The sequence below is a fragment of the Dyella sp. 01L423 genome (genome assembly GCF_056399945.1).
Genome location: NZ_JBFTSI010000008.1, coordinates 90754 through 108033, shown reverse-complemented (window position 1 = coordinate 108033; position 17280 = coordinate 90754). Strand labels below are relative to the sequence as shown.

General features: G+C 65.9%; 16 protein-coding genes. 12 read left to right on the top strand and 4 right to left on the bottom strand.

Going from position 1 to position 17280, the window contains the following annotated elements; genetic code table 11:
* The first annotated feature begins 130 nt into the window (after positions 1–130).
* The 7 genes from AC1DMY_RS18810 to AC1DMY_RS18780 all read left to right on the top strand — a co-directional run bounded on the left by AC1DMY_RS18810 (position 131) and on the right by AC1DMY_RS18780 (position 8743).
* Positions 131–1747: an alpha-glucosidase family protein gene (locus AC1DMY_RS18810; RefSeq protein WP_477166392.1), complete on the top strand. Its 1617-nt coding sequence runs from the start codon at positions 131–133 to the stop codon at positions 1745–1747.
* Positions 1748–1912: 165 nt separating this feature from the next.
* Complete coding sequence (locus tag AC1DMY_RS18805; RefSeq protein WP_477166391.1) at positions 1913–2131, top strand: hypothetical protein; 219 nt, start codon at positions 1913–1915, stop codon at positions 2129–2131.
* Positions 2132–2208: 77 nt separating this feature from the next.
* The gene (locus tag AC1DMY_RS18800) at positions 2209–3381 is read left to right on the top strand and encodes an FAD-dependent oxidoreductase (protein ID WP_477166390.1); all 1173 of its coding nucleotides are present in this window, start codon (positions 2209–2211) and stop codon (positions 3379–3381) included.
* Positions 3382–3499: 118 nt separating this feature from the next.
* The gene (locus tag AC1DMY_RS18795; protein WP_477166389.1) at positions 3500–5455 is read left to right on the top strand and encodes a serine hydrolase domain-containing protein; all 1956 of its coding nucleotides are present in this window, start codon (positions 3500–3502) and stop codon (positions 5453–5455) included.
* A gap of 58 nt (positions 5456–5513) precedes the next feature.
* Positions 5514–7709, top strand: coding sequence for a DNA helicase II (gene uvrD / locus AC1DMY_RS18790; protein ID WP_477166388.1), 2196 nt, complete (start codon positions 5514–5516; stop codon positions 7707–7709).
* An 8-nt stretch (positions 7710–7717) separates the two neighbouring features.
* On the top strand, positions 7718–8287 hold the full coding sequence (locus AC1DMY_RS18785; protein ID WP_477166387.1) for an FUSC family protein: 570 nt from the start codon (positions 7718–7720) through the stop codon (positions 8285–8287).
* A 102-nt stretch (positions 8288–8389) separates the two neighbouring features.
* Positions 8390–8743 (top strand): hypothetical protein, encoded by a 354-nt coding sequence (locus tag AC1DMY_RS18780; RefSeq protein WP_477166386.1) that lies wholly within the window; start codon positions 8390–8392, stop codon positions 8741–8743.
* A 45-nt stretch (positions 8744–8788) separates the two neighbouring features.
* On the opposite strand, the gene AC1DMY_RS18775 is transcribed toward AC1DMY_RS18780, so the two are convergent.
* The 3 genes from AC1DMY_RS18775 to AC1DMY_RS18765 form a co-directional block, all read right to left on the bottom strand.
* Entirely contained in the window at positions 8789–10045 is a 1257-nt protein-coding gene (locus tag AC1DMY_RS18775; RefSeq protein WP_477166385.1) for a heme biosynthesis HemY N-terminal domain-containing protein, read from the bottom strand.
* A complete protein-coding gene (locus AC1DMY_RS18770; RefSeq protein WP_477166384.1) occupies positions 10042–11142 on the bottom strand; it encodes a uroporphyrinogen-III C-methyltransferase in 1101 nt (366 codons plus the stop codon). Before AC1DMY_RS18770 ends, AC1DMY_RS18775 begins: the two co-directional genes overlap by 4 nt.
* Positions 11143–11220: 78 nt before the next feature.
* Entirely contained in the window at positions 11221–11991 is a 771-nt protein-coding gene (locus tag AC1DMY_RS18765) for a uroporphyrinogen-III synthase (protein ID WP_477166383.1), read from the bottom strand.
* Between the two features lie 104 nt (positions 11992–12095).
* Between AC1DMY_RS18765 and AC1DMY_RS18760 the strand changes: the two genes are divergently transcribed.
* From AC1DMY_RS18760 to AC1DMY_RS18750, 3 genes are all read left to right on the top strand, one after another.
* Complete coding sequence (locus AC1DMY_RS18760) at positions 12096–12578, top strand: YiiD C-terminal domain-containing protein (RefSeq protein ID WP_477166382.1); 483 nt, start codon at positions 12096–12098, stop codon at positions 12576–12578.
* A 52-nt stretch (positions 12579–12630) separates the two neighbouring features.
* Positions 12631–13050, top strand: coding sequence for a hypothetical protein (locus AC1DMY_RS18755; RefSeq protein ID WP_477166381.1), 420 nt, complete (start codon positions 12631–12633; stop codon positions 13048–13050).
* Between the two features lie 1147 nt (positions 13051–14197).
* Positions 14198–14650, top strand: coding sequence for a rhodanese-like domain-containing protein (locus AC1DMY_RS18750; RefSeq protein WP_477166380.1), 453 nt, complete (start codon positions 14198–14200; stop codon positions 14648–14650).
* Between the two features lie 38 nt (positions 14651–14688).
* Here the strand turns inward: AC1DMY_RS18750 and AC1DMY_RS18745 are convergent, their stop codons facing one another.
* The gene (locus AC1DMY_RS18745; protein WP_477166379.1) at positions 14689–15747 is read right to left on the bottom strand and encodes a 2Fe-2S iron-sulfur cluster-binding protein; all 1059 of its coding nucleotides are present in this window, start codon (positions 15745–15747) and stop codon (positions 14689–14691) included.
* An 82-nt stretch (positions 15748–15829) separates the two neighbouring features.
* On the opposite strand from AC1DMY_RS18745, the gene AC1DMY_RS18740 reads away from it, so the two are divergent.
* Both AC1DMY_RS18740 and AC1DMY_RS18735 read left to right on the top strand, forming a co-directional pair.
* Entirely contained in the window at positions 15830–16267 is a 438-nt protein-coding gene (locus AC1DMY_RS18740; RefSeq protein WP_477166378.1) for a hotdog fold thioesterase, read from the top strand.
* Entirely contained in the window at positions 16264–17211 is a 948-nt protein-coding gene (locus AC1DMY_RS18735; protein WP_477166377.1) for a serine/threonine protein kinase, read from the top strand. The genes AC1DMY_RS18740 and AC1DMY_RS18735 overlap by 4 nt, the downstream gene beginning before the upstream one ends.
* Positions 17212–17280 lie beyond the last annotated feature (69 nt).

The following is a 17280-nucleotide window of genomic DNA, read 5'->3' as shown; positions in this document are numbered from 1 at the left end:
CGATTTTCTGAATACGTATGCAGTCGAAGCGCCCGCTTTGCACTCTGCCTTTAAGCTGCCCCCCGCGCTTCGCAATCGGAGCGACAGATCTGCGCGCGACGCAGGCATTGGGCGGGAACGGGACAAACGAATGAGTGATGCACCCTGGTGGCGAGGAGCCGTCACCTATCAGATCTATCCACGCAGTTTCATGGACACCAACGGCGATGGCGTCGGTGACCTGCCCGGCATCGTCGACAAGCTCGACTATGTCGCGAGCCTTGGCGTGGATGCGATCTGGATCTCGCCGTTCTTCCGCTCGCCCATGGCCGACTTCGGTTACGACATCGCGGACTATCGCGAAGTCGATCCGCTGTTCGGCAGCAACGAGGATTTCGACCGCCTGCTGGCCAAGGCTCACAAGCTCGGCCTGAAAGTGATGATCGACCAGGTGCTCAGCCATACCTCGGTGGAGCACGCTTGGTTCAAGGAAAGCCGCGAGAGCCGGGACAATCCCAAGGCCGAGTGGTACGTGTGGGCCGATGCGAAAGCCGACGGCACGCCGCCCAACAACTGGCTCTCGCTGTTCGGCGGTTGCGCCTGGCAGTGGGAACCACGCCGCGGCCAGTACTACCTGCACAACTTCCTGACTTCGCAGCCGGACCTGAATTATCACCACCCGGATGTGCGCGGCGCGGTGCTCGGCGAGGTGAAGTACTGGCTGGACAAGGGCGTCAACGGCCTGCGCCTGGATGCGATCAACTTCTGCTTCCATGATCGCGAGCTGCGCGACAACCCGCCCAAGCCCGAGGAAAAGCGCGTCGGCCGCGGCTTCAGCCCGGATAACCCGTACGCGTTCCAGTACCACTACTACAACAACACGCAACCGGAGAACATCGCGTTCCTGGAAGAACTGCGTGCCTTGATGGATCAGTACGAAGACGTGGCCGCCATCGGCGAGATCTCGTCCGAAGACTCGCTCGCCACCACCGCCGAATACACCAGCGGCAATCGCCTGCACATGGGTTACAGCTTTGAGCTGCTCACCGATGATTTCAGCGCCGGCTACATCCGCGGCACGGTGCAGAACCTCGAGGCGCAGATGCTGGAGGGCTGGCCGTGTTGGGCCATCTCCAATCACGACGTGTCGCGCGTGCTCAGCCGTTGGGGCAATGGCCATGCGTCGCCGAAGCTGGCCAATCTGCTGAGCGCGATGGTGTGCTCGCTGCGTGGATCGGTGTGCGTGTATCAGGGCGAAGAGCTGGGCCTGACCGAGGCCGAAGTGCCGTTCGAATCGCTGCAGGATCCTTACGGCATCACCTTCTGGCCGACCTTCAAGGGCCGCGACGGCTGCCGCACGCCGATGCCCTGGAACGGCGGCATCAACGCCGGCTTCAGCGTGGGCGATCCGTGGCTGCCAGTGCCCGCCGAACATCGCGCGCTGGCCGTGACGCTGCAGGACGCGACGCCCGATTCCACGCTCAACGGCTTCCGTCACTTCATGGCCTGGCGCAAGACGCAGCCGGCTTTGCGCTGGGGCAGCATCCAGTTCATCGATACGCCCGAACCCGTGCTCGCCTTTACCCGCAAGCATGGCGAGGAGACGCTGCTGGTCGCGTTCAATCTGTCCAAGACGCCGGTGGAACTGCCGCTGGCCGCCCTGGGCAAGCTCACTCCCGTCAACGGCCACGGATTGAGCCAGGGCACGGCCACCGCCGACGGCCTGAGCCTACCCGGCCATGGCGCGCTGTTCGCCCGGGTGGACTGAGCATCTGCTTACCCTCTCGACGGCGGCAATGCTTCTTCACGCCGCCGTCGACTTTTCCCTTTCCCTCTGCTCCTATGGTGGCGCGTCAACGACTTGGCGCGGTTTCACAGCGGCGTGACGCGATCTAGCGATTCTTCGCCCGTCCACCTTTCCAAGGAGCTTTCCATGCGTGCAGTGCTGATCATCCTCGGCGTTCTCCTGCTGGCCGGCGGCATTTACGTCCTGATGGGCCATGGCAGCTATCAGACCACCGACACCCTCGTACAGATCGGCTCGGCCAAGGTCAGCGCCACGCATGACAAGGCGCTGCCGCAGTGGGTGGGAATTGCGGGGATCGTGGTGGGGGCGTTGCTGGCGATTGGTGGGTTCCTCAAGAAGGGCTGAGTTTTTAGCCGTCATTCCGGCGCAGGCCGGAATGACGAGCGTGTAAGCTTTCAGCGCCCCAGCCTGTCGGAACGCCCATGGAACGCCGCCAATTCCTGCGCCAAGCCAGCGCCACGCTCGCCGTGGCCTCGACCGCGGGACTGGCCGCCTGCACCACGCCAGCGGTGAAATCACGCTCGGGCTCCACGGCCTGTTCGACAGCACTGGCGCCCATCCGCGCCAGCACCGACCGCATTACCGGCGTCTATGTATGCACTCGCCCGTTCCGTGCAGCGGGTCCGCGCATCGAACTGGAAAAGGTCGGCAAGAAAGCGGTGGTGCACAACTACGGCCACGGCGGCAGCGGCTGGTCGCTGTCGTGGGGCTCGGGCACGCTGGCCTTGCAGATGGTGCAGGCCAGCGGCGCACGCGAGCTGGGCGTGATCGGCTGCGGCGCGATTGGACTGACCACCGCCCTGCTCGCGCAGCGCGCCGGCCTGGCCACGCGCATCTACGCCAAGGCCTTGCCGCCGGATGTGTTCTCCATGCGCGCTTCCGGCCTGTGGACGCCCGACTCGCGCATCTGCGACGCCGCGCATGCGCCGGCCCTGGCAGACCGCTGGGAGATGATGACGCGCATTTCCTATGCGCGGTACCAGAGCCTGCTCGGCCTGCCGGGCCAGCCGATCGAATGGATCGACGGTTATTCGCTGGCGGATGCGCCGTTCGGCAAGTTTCACGGCGAGGTGGCGGACGAACCCGAGTACGGCGAATTTGCGGACCGCGTGCGCGATCTCACGCCGCGGTCGGTGCAGCTGTCGCCGGGCCAGCATCCGTTCCCCGAGCCCCATGTGCGTCGTTACACGACGCTGATGTTCAACATCAGCAGCTATGCGAATTATCTGATGAGCGAATATCTTGCGGCCGGCGGCAAGATCGAGATCCGCCAATTCGAACACGCCGAGCAGCTGCAACAGCTCCCCGAGCACACCCTGGTCAATGCCACCGGCTACGGGGCGCGTGCACTGTTCAACGACGATACGGTGATCCCCGTGCGCGGGCAGACGGCACGGCTGATCCCCCAGCCCGAAGTCACGTACGGCTTGCGTACGCAAAATCTCAGCGTGGTGCCGCGCAGCGACGGCATCATGGTCCAGGTGATCGGCGACACGGGCAACTACAACAACCCGGATACCACGCCGCAGCGCGAGGTCTCCGAAGCGGCCGTACGCGAACTGGCTGATGTCGTTGCGCAGATGAAACGCGACTGAGCGCACGCTTCCAGCTGAAAACCACCTGACGCGCGTTGACGCCACGCCGACGCCACGCCACAAGTGGCGGTGCATACTTGTCCACCGTCCCCGCCGCGTCCGCTTCAAGGAGTCCCGCATGCTCGCCATCGCGTCCACCGTGATGAGCTGCTTCCGCTCGCGGAAACATGCTGCGGCCCTCGCCCTGATGTTGCTGCCGGCCAGTCTGTGGGCGCAGGCGCCGATCCAGATCACGCCGCTGCCGGAAGCCAAGCACGCCACCGTCACCCAACTGGGTGCGTCCGACCTCGACCCCCGCGATCTTCAATCCTGGCTCGACGCCGAGATGGGCGGCGTGATGCAGCAAGGCGGCGTGACCGGCGCGGCGATCGTTGTAGTCAAGGACGGCGAGCTGCTGTACTCGAAGGGCTATGGCTATGCGGACGCCGAGGCGAAAAAGCCGGTCGATCCCGCCACGACCATGTTCCGCGCTGCGTCGATCTCCAAGCTGTTGACCTGGACGGCGGTGATGCAACTGGTCGAGAAGCACAAGCTCGACCTGGATGCGGACATCAATCGCTATCTTGATTTCACCGTGCCGCCGCGCGAGGGCAAAGCGGTCACGTTGCGCGATCTGATGACGCATACCGCCGGTTTCGAAGACGTGCTCAAGGACCGCTATGCGGTCAATCCCGCATCGCAACTGCGCTACGACGTCTGGTTGAAACAATGGGTGCCAAAGCGCATCTATCCCGTCGGCGAGGTTCCTGCGTATTCCACCTATGGCGCCGCGTTGGCCGGCTACATCGTGCAGCGCGTATCCGGGCAGCCGTTCAACGATTACATGGAGCGGCACATGCTGGAGCCGCTGGAGATGAGGCACGCCAGCTTCCGCCAGCCGTTGCCAGCGTCGCTGCAGCCGGACATGGCGCTCAGCTACGGCAAGCCGGGTAGCGCGCCGCATCCGTTCGCCCTGCGCACGGCGGTGCCTGCGGGCGCGCTTTCGGTCAGCGCCGAGGACATGGCGCATTTCATGATTGCGCATCTTCAATTCGGACGTTCGGGCAACGCACAGTTGCTCGAGCAGGCCACCGTGCAACAGATGCAGAGCTACCAGCGTGCGGCGATTCCCAGCCTGCCGGGCATGGCGCTGGGCTTCATGCATCTGGATCACGGCGACCAGGTCATCCTTGGCCAAGCGGGTGATTTCGATGGGTTCCATAGCTTGCTCGCGCTGTTTCCCGAGCATCACACCGGCATCTTCGTGGCGACCGATGGTGGCCATGCCGGAGCGTTGCTGCGCGGGGTGTTGGAACGCTTTTCCGATCGATACTTCCCGCCGCTGCCCCAGCTGAAACTACCGACACTTGGCACAGACAAGCAGCACGCCGCGCAGCTGGCGGGCCGTTATTCATCCAGCGTCACCTCGCGCAGCAACGTGCTCGCACTGCGCGACCTGTTCCAGCAAACCACCGTCAGCGTGGCCGCCGATGGCACGCTGCTCGCACCGATGTTCGGCCCCGCGCACTGGCGCGAGGTGAAGCCGTATCTGTGGGTGGATGACGCCACCGGCCGCCACCTGGGCGCCGTCATGCGCGATGGCAAGGTAAGCATGCTGTCCGTCAATACCGTTTCGCCGGTGCAGGTGTATTTGCCCGCCACGGACTGGCCGCCCCACCGTGTCATCGCCGCAGTGACGGCGATCCTTGTCGTGTTCGCGCTGATCGCACTGTCATGGCCGATCGTGGCGCTGCTGTGCCGCCGCCAACCGTCGACACTGACCGATCGCGACCTTCGCTGGTATCGACTGAGCCGCCTGAGCGCCATCGCCTATCTGCTCTTCGCCTGCGGCTGGATGCTGATGCTGCCGCGGCTGGGCGCCTCGACGCTCGACACGCGCTTGCGACTGTTGCAACTGGTCGGTGTCCTGGCTGTGCTGGGCACGCTGGCGGTGGCCGTGGAAACCTGGCGTGCCTGGCGCCAGGCGGGCAGCTGGTGGCGCCGGATCAGCGGCGCGGTCCTGCTGTTGGCCTGCCTCGCCGCCATCGGCTTCATCGTGCACTGGCACCTGCTGAGCCCGGGTCTCAACTACTGAGGCCCGCATCGGGCACCTTGGCGGGAACGGCCTTGCCTCCCCCGGTACAATAGGCAGGATGGATGTCTCCCACCTGATCGACAAGCTCAACGACGCGCAGCGCGAAGCCGTTTGCGCGCCTCCCGGCCACTATCTCGTGCTCGCTGGCGCCGGCTCCGGCAAGACCCGCGTGCTCACTCACCGGATCGGCTGGCTCACCCAGGTGGTGGGCGTGTCGCCGTGGTCGGTCCTCGCCGTCACCTTCACCAATAAGGCCGCCGGCGAAATGCGCGCGCGCCTCGACCAGCTGATTCCGGGCGGTACCCAGGGCCTGACCGTGGGCACCTTCCACGGCATCGCGCATCGCCTGTTGCGCCGGCACTGGCGCGAGGCGGGGCTGCCGGAAGGTTTCCAGATCCTCGACGCGGACGATCAGCAGCGCATCATCAAGCGCGTGATCGCCGGTCTTGGTCTCGACGAGGCGCGCTTCCCGCCGCGCCAGGCCACCTGGCAGATCAATCAGTGGAAGGACGAAGGCAAGCGCGCGGACACCATCGAGCATCGCGATCACCCGATGACGCGCACCCTGGTGCAGATCTACCAGGCGTATGAAGAATCCTGCCGCCGCGCCGGCCTAGTGGACTTCGCCGAACTGCTGCTGCGCGCGCACGAATTGTGGCTGCACAATCCGTCCATTCTCGATCACTACCGCGATCGCTGGCGCCACCTGCTGATCGACGAATTCCAGGACACCAACACGCTGCAGTACGCATGGATCCGCGTGCTCGCCGGCCACACCGGCCAGGTGTTCGTGGTGGGCGACGACGACCAGGCGATTTATGGCTGGCGCGGCGCCAAGGTGGAAAACGTGCAGCAATTCCTGCGCGATTTCCCGGGCGCCAAGACCATCAAGCTCGAACAGAACTACCGCTCCACCTCGACCATCCTCAAAGCCGCCAACAGCGTAATCGCCCGCAACGGCGGCCGCCTCGGCAAGCAGCTGTGGACGGACGGCGGCGAAGGCGAGCGCATCGCGCTGTACGCCGCGTACAACGAACAGGACGAAGCGCGCTTCGTCATCGAGCGCATCCGCGAATACGTCGCCGAGCATGGCCAGGCGCGCGACTGCGCGATCCTCTATCGCTCCAATGCGCAGTCGCGCAACTTCGAAGAACAGCTGATGCAGCGGGATATCCGCTTCCGCGTCTACGGCGGCCAGCGCTTCTTCGATCGCGCGGAAATCAAGGATGCTTTGGCTTACCTTCGCCTCTCATCCAACCGACAGGATGACGCCGCGTTTGAGCGTGCCGTCAACACGCCGCCGCGCGGCATCGGCGACCGCACGCTGGATGTGCTGCGCCGTCGCGCGCGCACCGAACGCAGCTCCATGTGGGAAGCCGCGCTCAGCGAACTCAGCGGTGGCAGCGAGCTGGCCGGCCGCGCGAAGAACGCGGTGAAGGCTTTCCTCACCATGATCGAGGATATGGCGCGCGCGTTCGCGGGCGCAGGTGTGGGCGACGCGCTTGCACTGGCCGAACAGATCGATCACGCGATCACCCACACCGGCCTGCGCGACTTCTACGAGAAGGACAGCCGCGGTAACGCCGAGTCGCGCGTGGAGAACCTGGACGAACTGGTCAATGTCGCCAGCCGCTTCGAGCTGACGCCCGATGACGAGGAAGCGGGCCTGAGCGAATTGTCAGCCTTCCTCTCGCACGCCGCGCTGGAAGCCGGCGAAGGCCAGGGCGAAACCTGGGACGACTGCGTGCAGCTGATGACGCTGCATTCGGCCAAGGGCCTGGAATTCCCGGTGGTGTTCCTGGTCGGCATGGAAGAAGGCCTGTTTCCCAGCCAGCGCTCGGTGGAAGACGAAGGCCGCCTGGAAGAGGAACGCCGCCTCGCCTACGTGGGCATCACGCGTGCACGCGAGCGCCTGTTCATCACCTACGCCGAATCGCGCCGCATGCACGGCGTGGAAATGCTCGCGCGCCCGTCACGCTTCCTGGCGGAAATTCCGCCCGAACTGATCGACGAAGTGCGACCGCGCGTGCAGGTAAGCCGGCCGCTCTATGGGGCGCGCCCGAACAGTGGATCGAAGTCGCTGGAAGAGAGCATGCCGCTGACGCTTGGCCAGCGCGTGAGCCATCCCAGCTTCGGCGAAGGCATCGTGGTCACGGCCGAGGGCAGCGGCGCGCATATGCGCATCCAGGTCAATTTCGCCAACAGCGGCAGCAAGTGGCTGGTCTATGCCTATGCCAACCTGACGCCTCTGTAGCCACGCCCATGAGCGACCAGCCTTCCCTGCGCGACAACCTGCGACGCCTGGTCGACGTCCAGCAAGGCTTGGCCTATGTGTACCGCCAGCAGCCGTGGACGCATCGGCTGGTGCAGGGCCTGTGGTTTGCGCTGCAGGCACTGCTCGCGGCAAGCGTCGCCTATGGGCTGGGCCTGCTGCTGCATACCCAGCAGGCCTTCTGGGCGGCCATCACCGCCATCGCGGTGACCCAGCAGACCTACCTCGATACCCGCTCGTCATCGCGCGACCAGCTGATCGGCGCGCTGGTGGGCGGCATCGTAGGTTTTGGCGCCACGCTCTTGCTGGGCGAGCAATACAGCGCCTATGCCGTGGCGATCGTGGTCGCCATTACCATCTGCTGGCTGCTGGGGGTGGGCAGCGCGGGCCGGCTCAGTGGCACCACCACCACCATCATCATGCTGGTGCCGCATACGGGCTCGTTCTGGCTGATCGCCCTCACGCGCCTGGGCGAAGTGGCGCTGGGCATCATCTGCTCGCTGGCGGTGGTGATGCTGGCCGAGCGCGTGCAGCGCCGGTGGGTGCGCCCGGGCGACTGAGTCGCCTTTATGATCTGGGCGATGAACGCAGGAAGGTTCGACGGGAACCGCCGGCGAGCGCTGGGGCTCCCTCTTTACAATGCATTCGATCCAGGCCATGCCATGACCGACATCTCCGACAACAGCCCCGAAAGCCAGCGTGCGCGCCTGGACCACGATATCTGCGTGCACATCTTCACGGCATCGGCCGCGATGGTCGGCGTATGTCTCACCGTGATCGGCATTCTTCGCGTGGTGATTTCGCTGCGCAAAGAGGACCTGCTCGGTGACGACCTGCTGGCCTTCAACTCCATGCTCTATCTTTCTTCGTGCCTGCTTTCGTACTGGGCGTTGCGCACGCGCAGCCTGGGCCGCAATCATCGGCTGGAACGCACGGCCGACACCATTTTCCTGGTGGCCCTGGTGTTTACGGCGATCAACGCCGGCTTCATCACCTGGGCCATTTCGGCGAGTTGAAGCAGCGCCGCCGCGCACCTTCAAAGGCTCAGGCGGCGACTGCGGTCACTCAGGCAGTCGCGGCACACCGTGTTCGCTGCGCTCTTCCACTGCGATGGGGCGCGTGTCCAGACGCGTCGAGCGCGTACCCTGCGGCAACGGCGCGACGGCTTCGCCACGCGCCAGCGCCAGGGCGTTGCGGTAACACCGCTGGGCCAAGGCGGCATCGTCCTGGCCGGCGTAGACGTCGCCCAGCGATTCCCACGCGCCGCTGCTGGGCGTGAGGGCGAGCGAGCGTTCCAAATACTGCGCCGCCTTGCCCCACAGGCCCTGGCGCACGCACATACGGCCCAACGTCAGCAGCAGGGCGGCATCGTTGGGATGTCCATCGAGCCACGACTCGGCGCGACGCAGGCGCGCTTCGATATCTTCGCCGCCGAGCGCACCGTAGGTTTCGATCAACAGCGGCGACCATTCGCGGCGCAGCGCCGATTCCACTTCGTCCATCGCTGGCAACACCATACCGAACGACGCCGCCTGGCGCGCGTAAGCATCCACCGCCGCCGGTACGCGACGCTGCGTCTTGGGCAGTTGTGACCACAGCGTATTGAGCGCGGCCGCATCCGAAGCACCGCGCAGCGAAGCGGCCAGCACCTGGCCTTCCAGCACGGCGAAGGTCTTGGTGCTGAGCGAACCGCTCTTTTGCAATGGCTCCAACGCCTGGCGCGCCCGACGCGTGTCGCCGCTGGCCAGTGCGGCAAGCGCAAGTTCGCGCCAGCCCCCCGGCGTGAGACTGCCGGCGTCCGCATCGGCAGCGAGCAGATTCACCGCTTCGGCCGGACGACCCTCGCGACGCAGCACGCGGGCACGCAGCACGCGGGCGCCGCGCGGTGCGACCTGCGCCGCTTCATCCAGCGTGCTGAGCGCACGGCTGTTCTCGCCGCGACGCGATGCGGCTTCGGCCGCCGCAAGCAAGGCGGGACCACGCAGCACATCCAGACGCGAGGCACGATGCAGGTCGCGCTCGGCATCGCCGTGGCGACCTTCCATCAAGGCGAGCAGGCCGTCGCTCATCTTCCGTCGGCTGAGCCGACGATGGCGACGCGTGAAGGCGCCGAACGGCCAGCGCACGGCAAACCAGAGCGCGCTCAGCAGGGCCCAGGCCAGCAACAGGATCACCATCGCAGCCACCGCCGTGGTTTCCGCCTGCCAGCCGCGCAGCTGCACCAGCACATAACCCGGGTCTTCCGCCACCCAATGCCAGCCGAACGCGGTCAGTGCCGCCACGATCACCAGCAGCAGAATCCAACGCCACAACGTCATGACTTGGCTCCGGCCGAGCTGCTGGCCGCGGGCTTGAGTGCATGCACAGCGCGCAGATTACGCAGCTCGCCCAGGGCCGCACCCAGCTGCACCGCCGCACCGGGCGGCTGCGCCAGCAGGGTGGCCAACTGCGTGCGCGCCTGCTGTACCGGCGCGGCGTTGATGTCGAACTGCGCCACGATGCCGGCGTCGGCACGCTTGAGCGCCGCGATGTAGGCGTCGCGATCGGAGGCCAGCAGTGCCGCCTGCGCCTGGGCCAGATCGATCGAAGCGAGCTCGCGTGCGAAGCGCGCATCGGCGACCGACAGCGGCGCGCCATTCGTGCGCTGTACCTTCACCACTTCATTGAGGGCGCCCATGATGCGCGACCAGCCGCCGGGAGAGGCATCGGATGCCGCGCCATCGAGCGGCTTGAGGGGCAACTCCATCGTCGCGGCACGGAGATTGCTCAGCGTGGTCAGCGCGGTGTCCACGTTCACCGTCTGCGTCTTGCTCAACGCTTCGCGTTCCGCGCCGACGCTCTGGCGCAGACCGGAGAAGGCGCCGTCATTGACCGCCGCGAGCGCCTGATCGGCGAGCGCATAAGCAGCGAGTGCGCCCTGGGCGTCGTGGAACAAGTCGTAGCGCTCCTTGGCCATGCGCAGCAGTGATTCGGTTTCGTCCAGCAGCATGGCGTCGTGACCGGACAGCGTCTTTTCGGACAGCTTGGTCACCGCATCTTCGAGATTGCGCGTGCGCTCGGACTGGCTCAGCAACTCCTCGCGCAACGAGCGATTCACCTGATCGGCATCGCCCAGGCGCTGGCGCAGCAGGTTGCGTTCGCTGTCGCTGGCGCCGAAGGCACTTTCCAGCGTGTCGACGCGCTGCTTGAGTCCGCTGAGCGCCGCATTGCCGGCGGCACTGCCCTGCTCCTGCCGCCACTGGCGCCAGCCCACGTAGCCGGCGCCGCCAAGCGCAAGCAGGGAGACCAGCAGTGCCACGGCCAGCGTGCCGCTGCCGCGCCGGGTCGGCGGCGTCGCGCGCGCAGCGCGAGGGGAAGTGTCTGAACGCGCGCCCGCAGGCGCACCGCGATCGAGGAAGGAGTCGTCTTGGCTCATGCGCGACATGCTAACAGCCCACGCCGGGGGGCTCGCATCAAACGGGCGTGAAGGGCTGGGGTTCGTGCAGGAAAACGGCTAAGAAAGGGCGGCGGCTGCAAGCAGGTTGTCCGAGAGCGCCGAAGCTGCCACTGCGACACGCTTGAAGCCGGCGGCATGCGCGGCCTCGGCGAGCCGCTCGCTGCTGGCGATCGCTACGGCCTGGATCAATTGGGCGAACGCATCGGCAGGCAAACCCTGCCTGAGGTTATCCAGTGCTTCGGCGCTGGACAGCAGCACACGCGCATCAGCCGGCAACTGTCGGATGGCGTCGAGCTGATGGCGCTGCCAACGCGGCGTGCCACGACGATAGACGTGCACTTCGCGCAACTGTGCGCCACGCGCCAGCAGCTCCGCACGCAGCACGCCACGGCCGCCTGGCGCGCCGATGAGCGCCACGCGCCGCCCCGTCATCTGCGATAACGCCGGTTGTTCCAGCAGACCTTCGCTGTCCTGACGCACCAGCGGGGCCAAGGCTTCGATGCCATGGCGCGCCAATGCCCGCGCCGTGCCCTGGCCTACCGCAAGCACGATGGCGGCGGTGCGCAATGGCGCCAACCGGGCGGCGAAACGGACCGCCGCGGGGCTGGTGAAGATCAGCAACTGGTCCGTCAGTGCAACGCGCAGCTCGATAGCCACCGCCTCCGCATCATCGACGGCACGCAGCGACAAGCCCGGCAGCAGCAGCGGCGCGCCGCCCATCCGCCGCACGCGCCGCGCCAACGGCGAACCGGTACCGGCCGGGCGCGTGATGACCACGGTGCGTCCGTCCAGCGCGGGCTCGGCAGGGGTCGGGGATCGGGTGGTCATGGGCCTCTCCGGGGTTGCCCGCGAGTGTAGCGGCCCCGGCGGTAGCGGTGCTGTCTCGCCAGGATGCGTAAACTACGCATTCCCCCCACGCCTACCCCGCGACGATGAGCAACACCGAACGAAACACTCTTGCACGCAAGCTGGTCAACTTCATGCGCGATGAAATTCCCCTGGCGCAGACCATGGACGTCAACTTGCACGACTGCGACGAGCAGCAATTCTCCCTCGCCGCCCCATTGGGCCCGAACATCAACGACAAGGGCTGCGCATTCGGCGGCAGCCTGGTCAGCGTGATGACGCTCAACGGCTGGGGCCTGGTCGAACTGGAGCTGCGCATGCGCGGACTGGAATGCGACCTCTTCGTCGGCGAATCCACCGTGCGCTACCTGGAACCGGTATGGGAGGGATTCGTCAGCGAGGCGCGCCTGGCCGAAGGTGCCAACTGGGTCACCTTTTTCGACACGCTCGACTCGCGTGGCCGTGCCCGCATCGAGGTGACCTGCCTGGTACCCGGTACCGGCAGCAAGCCCGCCGCCACGCTGGAAGCCAGATTCGTGGCCAAACGACGCTCCCCCGACGCCGTATGAAAAAGTCGTCCGCCTTGGGCACAATGCAGGCCTAGTCCAAGGGGAATGCCAGATGCGTCGCGTCCTGATCCCGCTCGTCACGCTGTCCATGCTCGCGCTTGGTGGTTGTGCCACCAACAAACGCAACGACGACCTCACCACCACGCTCAACGCCTATGCGAGTGCGGTGCGCTGGGGCGACTTCAACGCGGCCCTGGTGTTTGTGGACCCGAAGGTGCGCGAGGCCCATCCGATTTCGCCGTTGGAGATGTCCCGCTACCAGCAATACAAGGTCAGCGGCTATGACGATGGCAACGGCGCCGTACCCAATGGCCAGCTCGAAGTGAAGCAGACGGTGAAGATCAACCTGGTCAACGTGAACACCCAGGCGGAGCGCACGGTGACGGATCACCAGACGTGGAGTTACGACGCGGAAAGTAAGCACTGGTATCTGGAGACGGGGTTGCCGGATATCAGTGGGAAGCAGTTGTAGGGGTGCGTTGGTTCGGTTGATGGCCGCGGTGGGCGTTTAGTTCGGCGTCCCGTGGCAGACCTTTTTGATCGTCATCCCGGCGCAGGCCGGAAGCGCTCTTCAGTGGCCGAATTGGCTGGTCATCCGGAGCCTCGGTGTTTCCTTGTCACCTTGAGGCCAGGGTGCCGCCTACGCGGCGGGCGTTTCGAACGGCTGCCGCCGCTCGAGTCACTTTTCTCTTGCTGGCCCAAGAGATCCCACGGGACTAGCTTCGCGTCGAAAGTAACCCAAAGAGAATGGCCTGATAACGCCCGCAGCATCGTGTTGGGATAAGCCCGAACGTTCGAGGTGCGTTGTTATGGGACAACCTCCGAGGGTACACAGCGGGTAATTCAAAGCGCTGCGCAACGCGCCCGAATCGCTGAGGACTTAAAGCCGAGCCTCGCTGCGCATCGGCTTTAGACATCCCTTCTTCCGTCTGCCGCGCCTGCTTGTCTGTGGGAGCGCACCCTGTGCGCGACAGCCACGCTGCGGTGTACCGCTCCGTAGGTTTGTCGCGCACAGGGTGCGCTCCCACAAAAAAGCTGAGCATCGGCGTTGATCCGCCATCCAAAAGGCAGCGCGCTCCTACAAAAAAACAGCCGCGTATCGCCTGGGGCGTCGTGCGCCTCTTGATGCGGCTCTTGATGCGGCTCTTGATTCGGCTCTGGACCTTCGGGGTCCCCGTATGACGCGGCGGGCGGGTGGAGGAAAGCCCGAAGGGTGGCCGCATGGATGCGGCCAGTTTTTCGACAGGACAGGGATGTCCTGTCGAAAAACCCCGTAACCCGCACGCGCACCTGGAGGGCGCAGCCCGGAAGGCGCGTCATCCGGGGGGCCCTTTCTTTTGGTTACTTTTCTTTGGGCAAGCAAAGAAAAGTGACCCGGGCCGCGGCAGCGGCACGGAAGCCCGCGGCAAGCGAGCCAGATTGCCGTATCGCGACACCCAAGCACCGAGGCTCTGGATGACCAGCCTTCGGCTGTTGAGGAGCGCTTCCGGCCTACGCCGGGATGACGATCAAGAACGCACCCGGCTATGAGGCAGAAAACCAACTCCCCCCTCCACCCCCTATAATCCCCCGCTCAGTTCACCCCGCGCGGCCCAGCCGCGCCAGCGGAAGCCCCAAGAATGAGCGATATCCTGCATAAGCTGCCCGAGTTCCTCGGCAACCACCTCGCGCTCGCCGCGCTGTTCCTGGTCCTGCTGCTCGGGCTGGTCGGGACGCAGCTGCTGATGTTGCTGCGCAAGTACAAGGAGCTGACGCCGGCCGGCCTCACCCTGCTGATCAACCGCGAAGGTCCGCTGCTGATCGATCTCTCTGCCTATGCCGATTACGAGAAGGCCCATGTACCGGGCTCGCGCCACGTCGCCATGAGCCAGTTCGATCCCGAGCACAAGGACATGGCCAAGGCGAAGGACGTGCCGGTGGTGCTGATCGACAAGGACGGCCGCGGCGCCAGCGACAAGGCCGCGCAGCGTCTGGTCAAGGCCGGCTTCAGCAAGGTCTACACCCTGGGTGGTGGCGTGATCGGCTGGCAGCAGGCCCAGTTGCCGGTGGCCAAGGGCAAGAATCCGGGCTGACCGCTGTTTCGCGGGTGAGAGCGCAACGCCCTCGCCCGCTACAGGCCGACGATGCCGGCGCGACTGCCCAGGATCTGCGCCAGCACATCGGGCGCGTAGTCGAACGAGTCGTAGTACAGCCGGTCTTCCGGCAACCCTGCAGCGATGAAGAGCTTGCGACCTGCATCGATCATCGCGGGCGGGCCGCTCATGTAGACGTCGTAGGCGGCGAGATCCGGGTGATCCTGCAGCACGGCCTCGTGCACGAAGCCCATGCGCATGCCGCTGGCCCGCGCCTGTTCCGCATCCGAAATCACCGCCTGGAAGGTCAGGTCGTGCGCGAGGGCCGCCCAGCGTTCAGCCTGTTCGCGCATGTAGATATCGGCTGCCTGCCGCGCACCCCAATAAACCCTCATCGGGCGACGCGTACCCAGCGCCATGAAGTGCTCGACGATGGCCTTCAGCGGCGCAAAGCCCGTGCCGCCGGCCATCAGGATCATCGGACGTTCCGAATCTTCGCGCGGCACAAAGGTGCCCAGCGGGCCTTCGATGCGCATGGCATCGCCCACTTTGAGCGTGTCGTACACCCACGAGGTGAAACCGCCGCCGGCCACGTGGCGCACATGCAGTTCGGTGGTGCCGTCGGCTTGCGGATGGTTGGCGATGGAGAACGGGCGGCGGCGCCCATCCTCCAGCAACACATCCAGATATTGACCGGGCAGCCAGTTGAGTCGCGCATCCACTGCCACCGGCTGCAGATGCAGGCCGATCACATCGGGCGCCAGCATCCATTTGCGCGACACCGCCACATCCACTTGTCGCTTGGCGATGTCTTCCACCGAGGTGACTTCGCGCGCTTCGATCAGCAGATCGCCGCGCGGCACCGCCTGGCAAAGCAAGATCGCATGCTGTGCCGGCGAGGTGCCGGCCAGTGCCACCGGCGGATTGCGCGGATACTCGCAATAACCTGCCAGCAGCGTGGCCTTGCAGCTGCCGCAGACGCCGGCGCGGCACGAATACGGCAAGGCGATGCCGGCCCGCTGCGCGGCTTCCAGCACGGTTTCGCCGGGCGCGACCGGGAAATGGCGGCCGGTGGATTGGATCGTAACGATAGACACGGGCACATTGTCGCGGCGTAAGCGTCAGCCGACAATGAGGGCCTTGAGGTCCAATCACAAGCTTCACGCGGAGAAAACAGCCATGGCCATCTGGAAACAGGACATCTCGCTCGAGCGCATCAACGGCTGGAGCGCCAACACCATGATGGAAACGCTGGGCATCCGCATCACCGAGATCGGCGACGACTGGCTGCGCGGCACCATGCCGGTGGACCACCGCACGCACCAGCCGTATGGCCTGCTGCATGGCGGTGCGTCGGTGGTGCTGGCCGAGACGCTGGGCAGCTCGGCCGCCATGCTCGCGCTCGATCCCTCGGAAGTCGCCGTGGGCCTGGACATCAACGCCAACCATATCCGCGGCGTGCGCAGCGGCACGGTCACCGGCACCGCGCGCATGGTGCATATCGGCCGCACCACGCAGGTGTGGGAGATTCGCATCGAAACGGAAGCCGGCGAACTGGTGTGCATCTCGCGCATCACCATGGCGGTGATTCCCGCGCGCGTCGTGGCACCGCGTTGAGCATCGACGCTCCCTACGCCACGCTCGATCCCGATCGCGTCCTCGATGCCGTCACCGCCTGTGGCCTTTGGCCGGACGGCCGCCTGCTGGCGCTCAACAGCTACGAAAACCGCGTGTGGCAGGTGGGCATCGAAGACGCCTCGCCGGTCATTGCCAAGTTCTACAGACCGCATCGCTGGAGCGACCGGGCGATCCTGGAGGAGCACGCGTTCGCCGGGGAGTTGGTTGAAGCCGAGATTCCAGTTGTCGCGCCGCTGGTGTTCGGCGGACGCACGCTGCTGCATCACGATGGCTTTCGCTACGCGCTCACGCCGCGTCGTGGCGGCCGCGCACCCTCGCTGGAATCGACCGAACAACTGGAATGGCTTGGTCGCCTGATTGCACGCATCCACAGCGTGGGCGCGCGCGCAGCGTTCGAACACCGCGGCCGACTCGACCGCGCCACGCTGATCGCGCACCCGATGCAGGCCGTGCTGGCATCATCGCTGCTGCCGCCGTCGCTGCACGCCGCCTACCGCGCTGCGGCCGAACGCGTGGACCACGCCGTAGCCAGCCGCTACGACGCCGTCGGCCCGGTGCGTTCGCTGCGCCTGCATGGCGACTGCCATCCGGGCAATGTGCTGTGGACCGATGGCGGCCCGCACTTCGTCGATCTCGATGACGCACGCATGGGTCCCGCGGTGCAGGACCTGTGGATGCTCGCCAACGACGAGAAGTCGATGAACGCGCTGCTCGATGGCTATCAGCAGATGCGTGATTTCGACTTCAGCGAGCTCGCCCTGGTGCCCGCGCTGCGCGCCATGCGCCAGCTGCACTACGCCGGCTGGATCGCGGCGCGCTGGCACGATCCGGCCTTCCCCGCCGCCTTCCCGTTCGCCGCCGAAGCGCGCTGGTGGGAGCAGCACATCGCCGACCTGCACGAATTGTCGGAAGAGCTGCTGTAGGAGCGCACTTGTGCGCGACCCATGCGGAGCGGTGCCTGTGCGAGGGGACGGTCGCGCACAAGTGCGCTC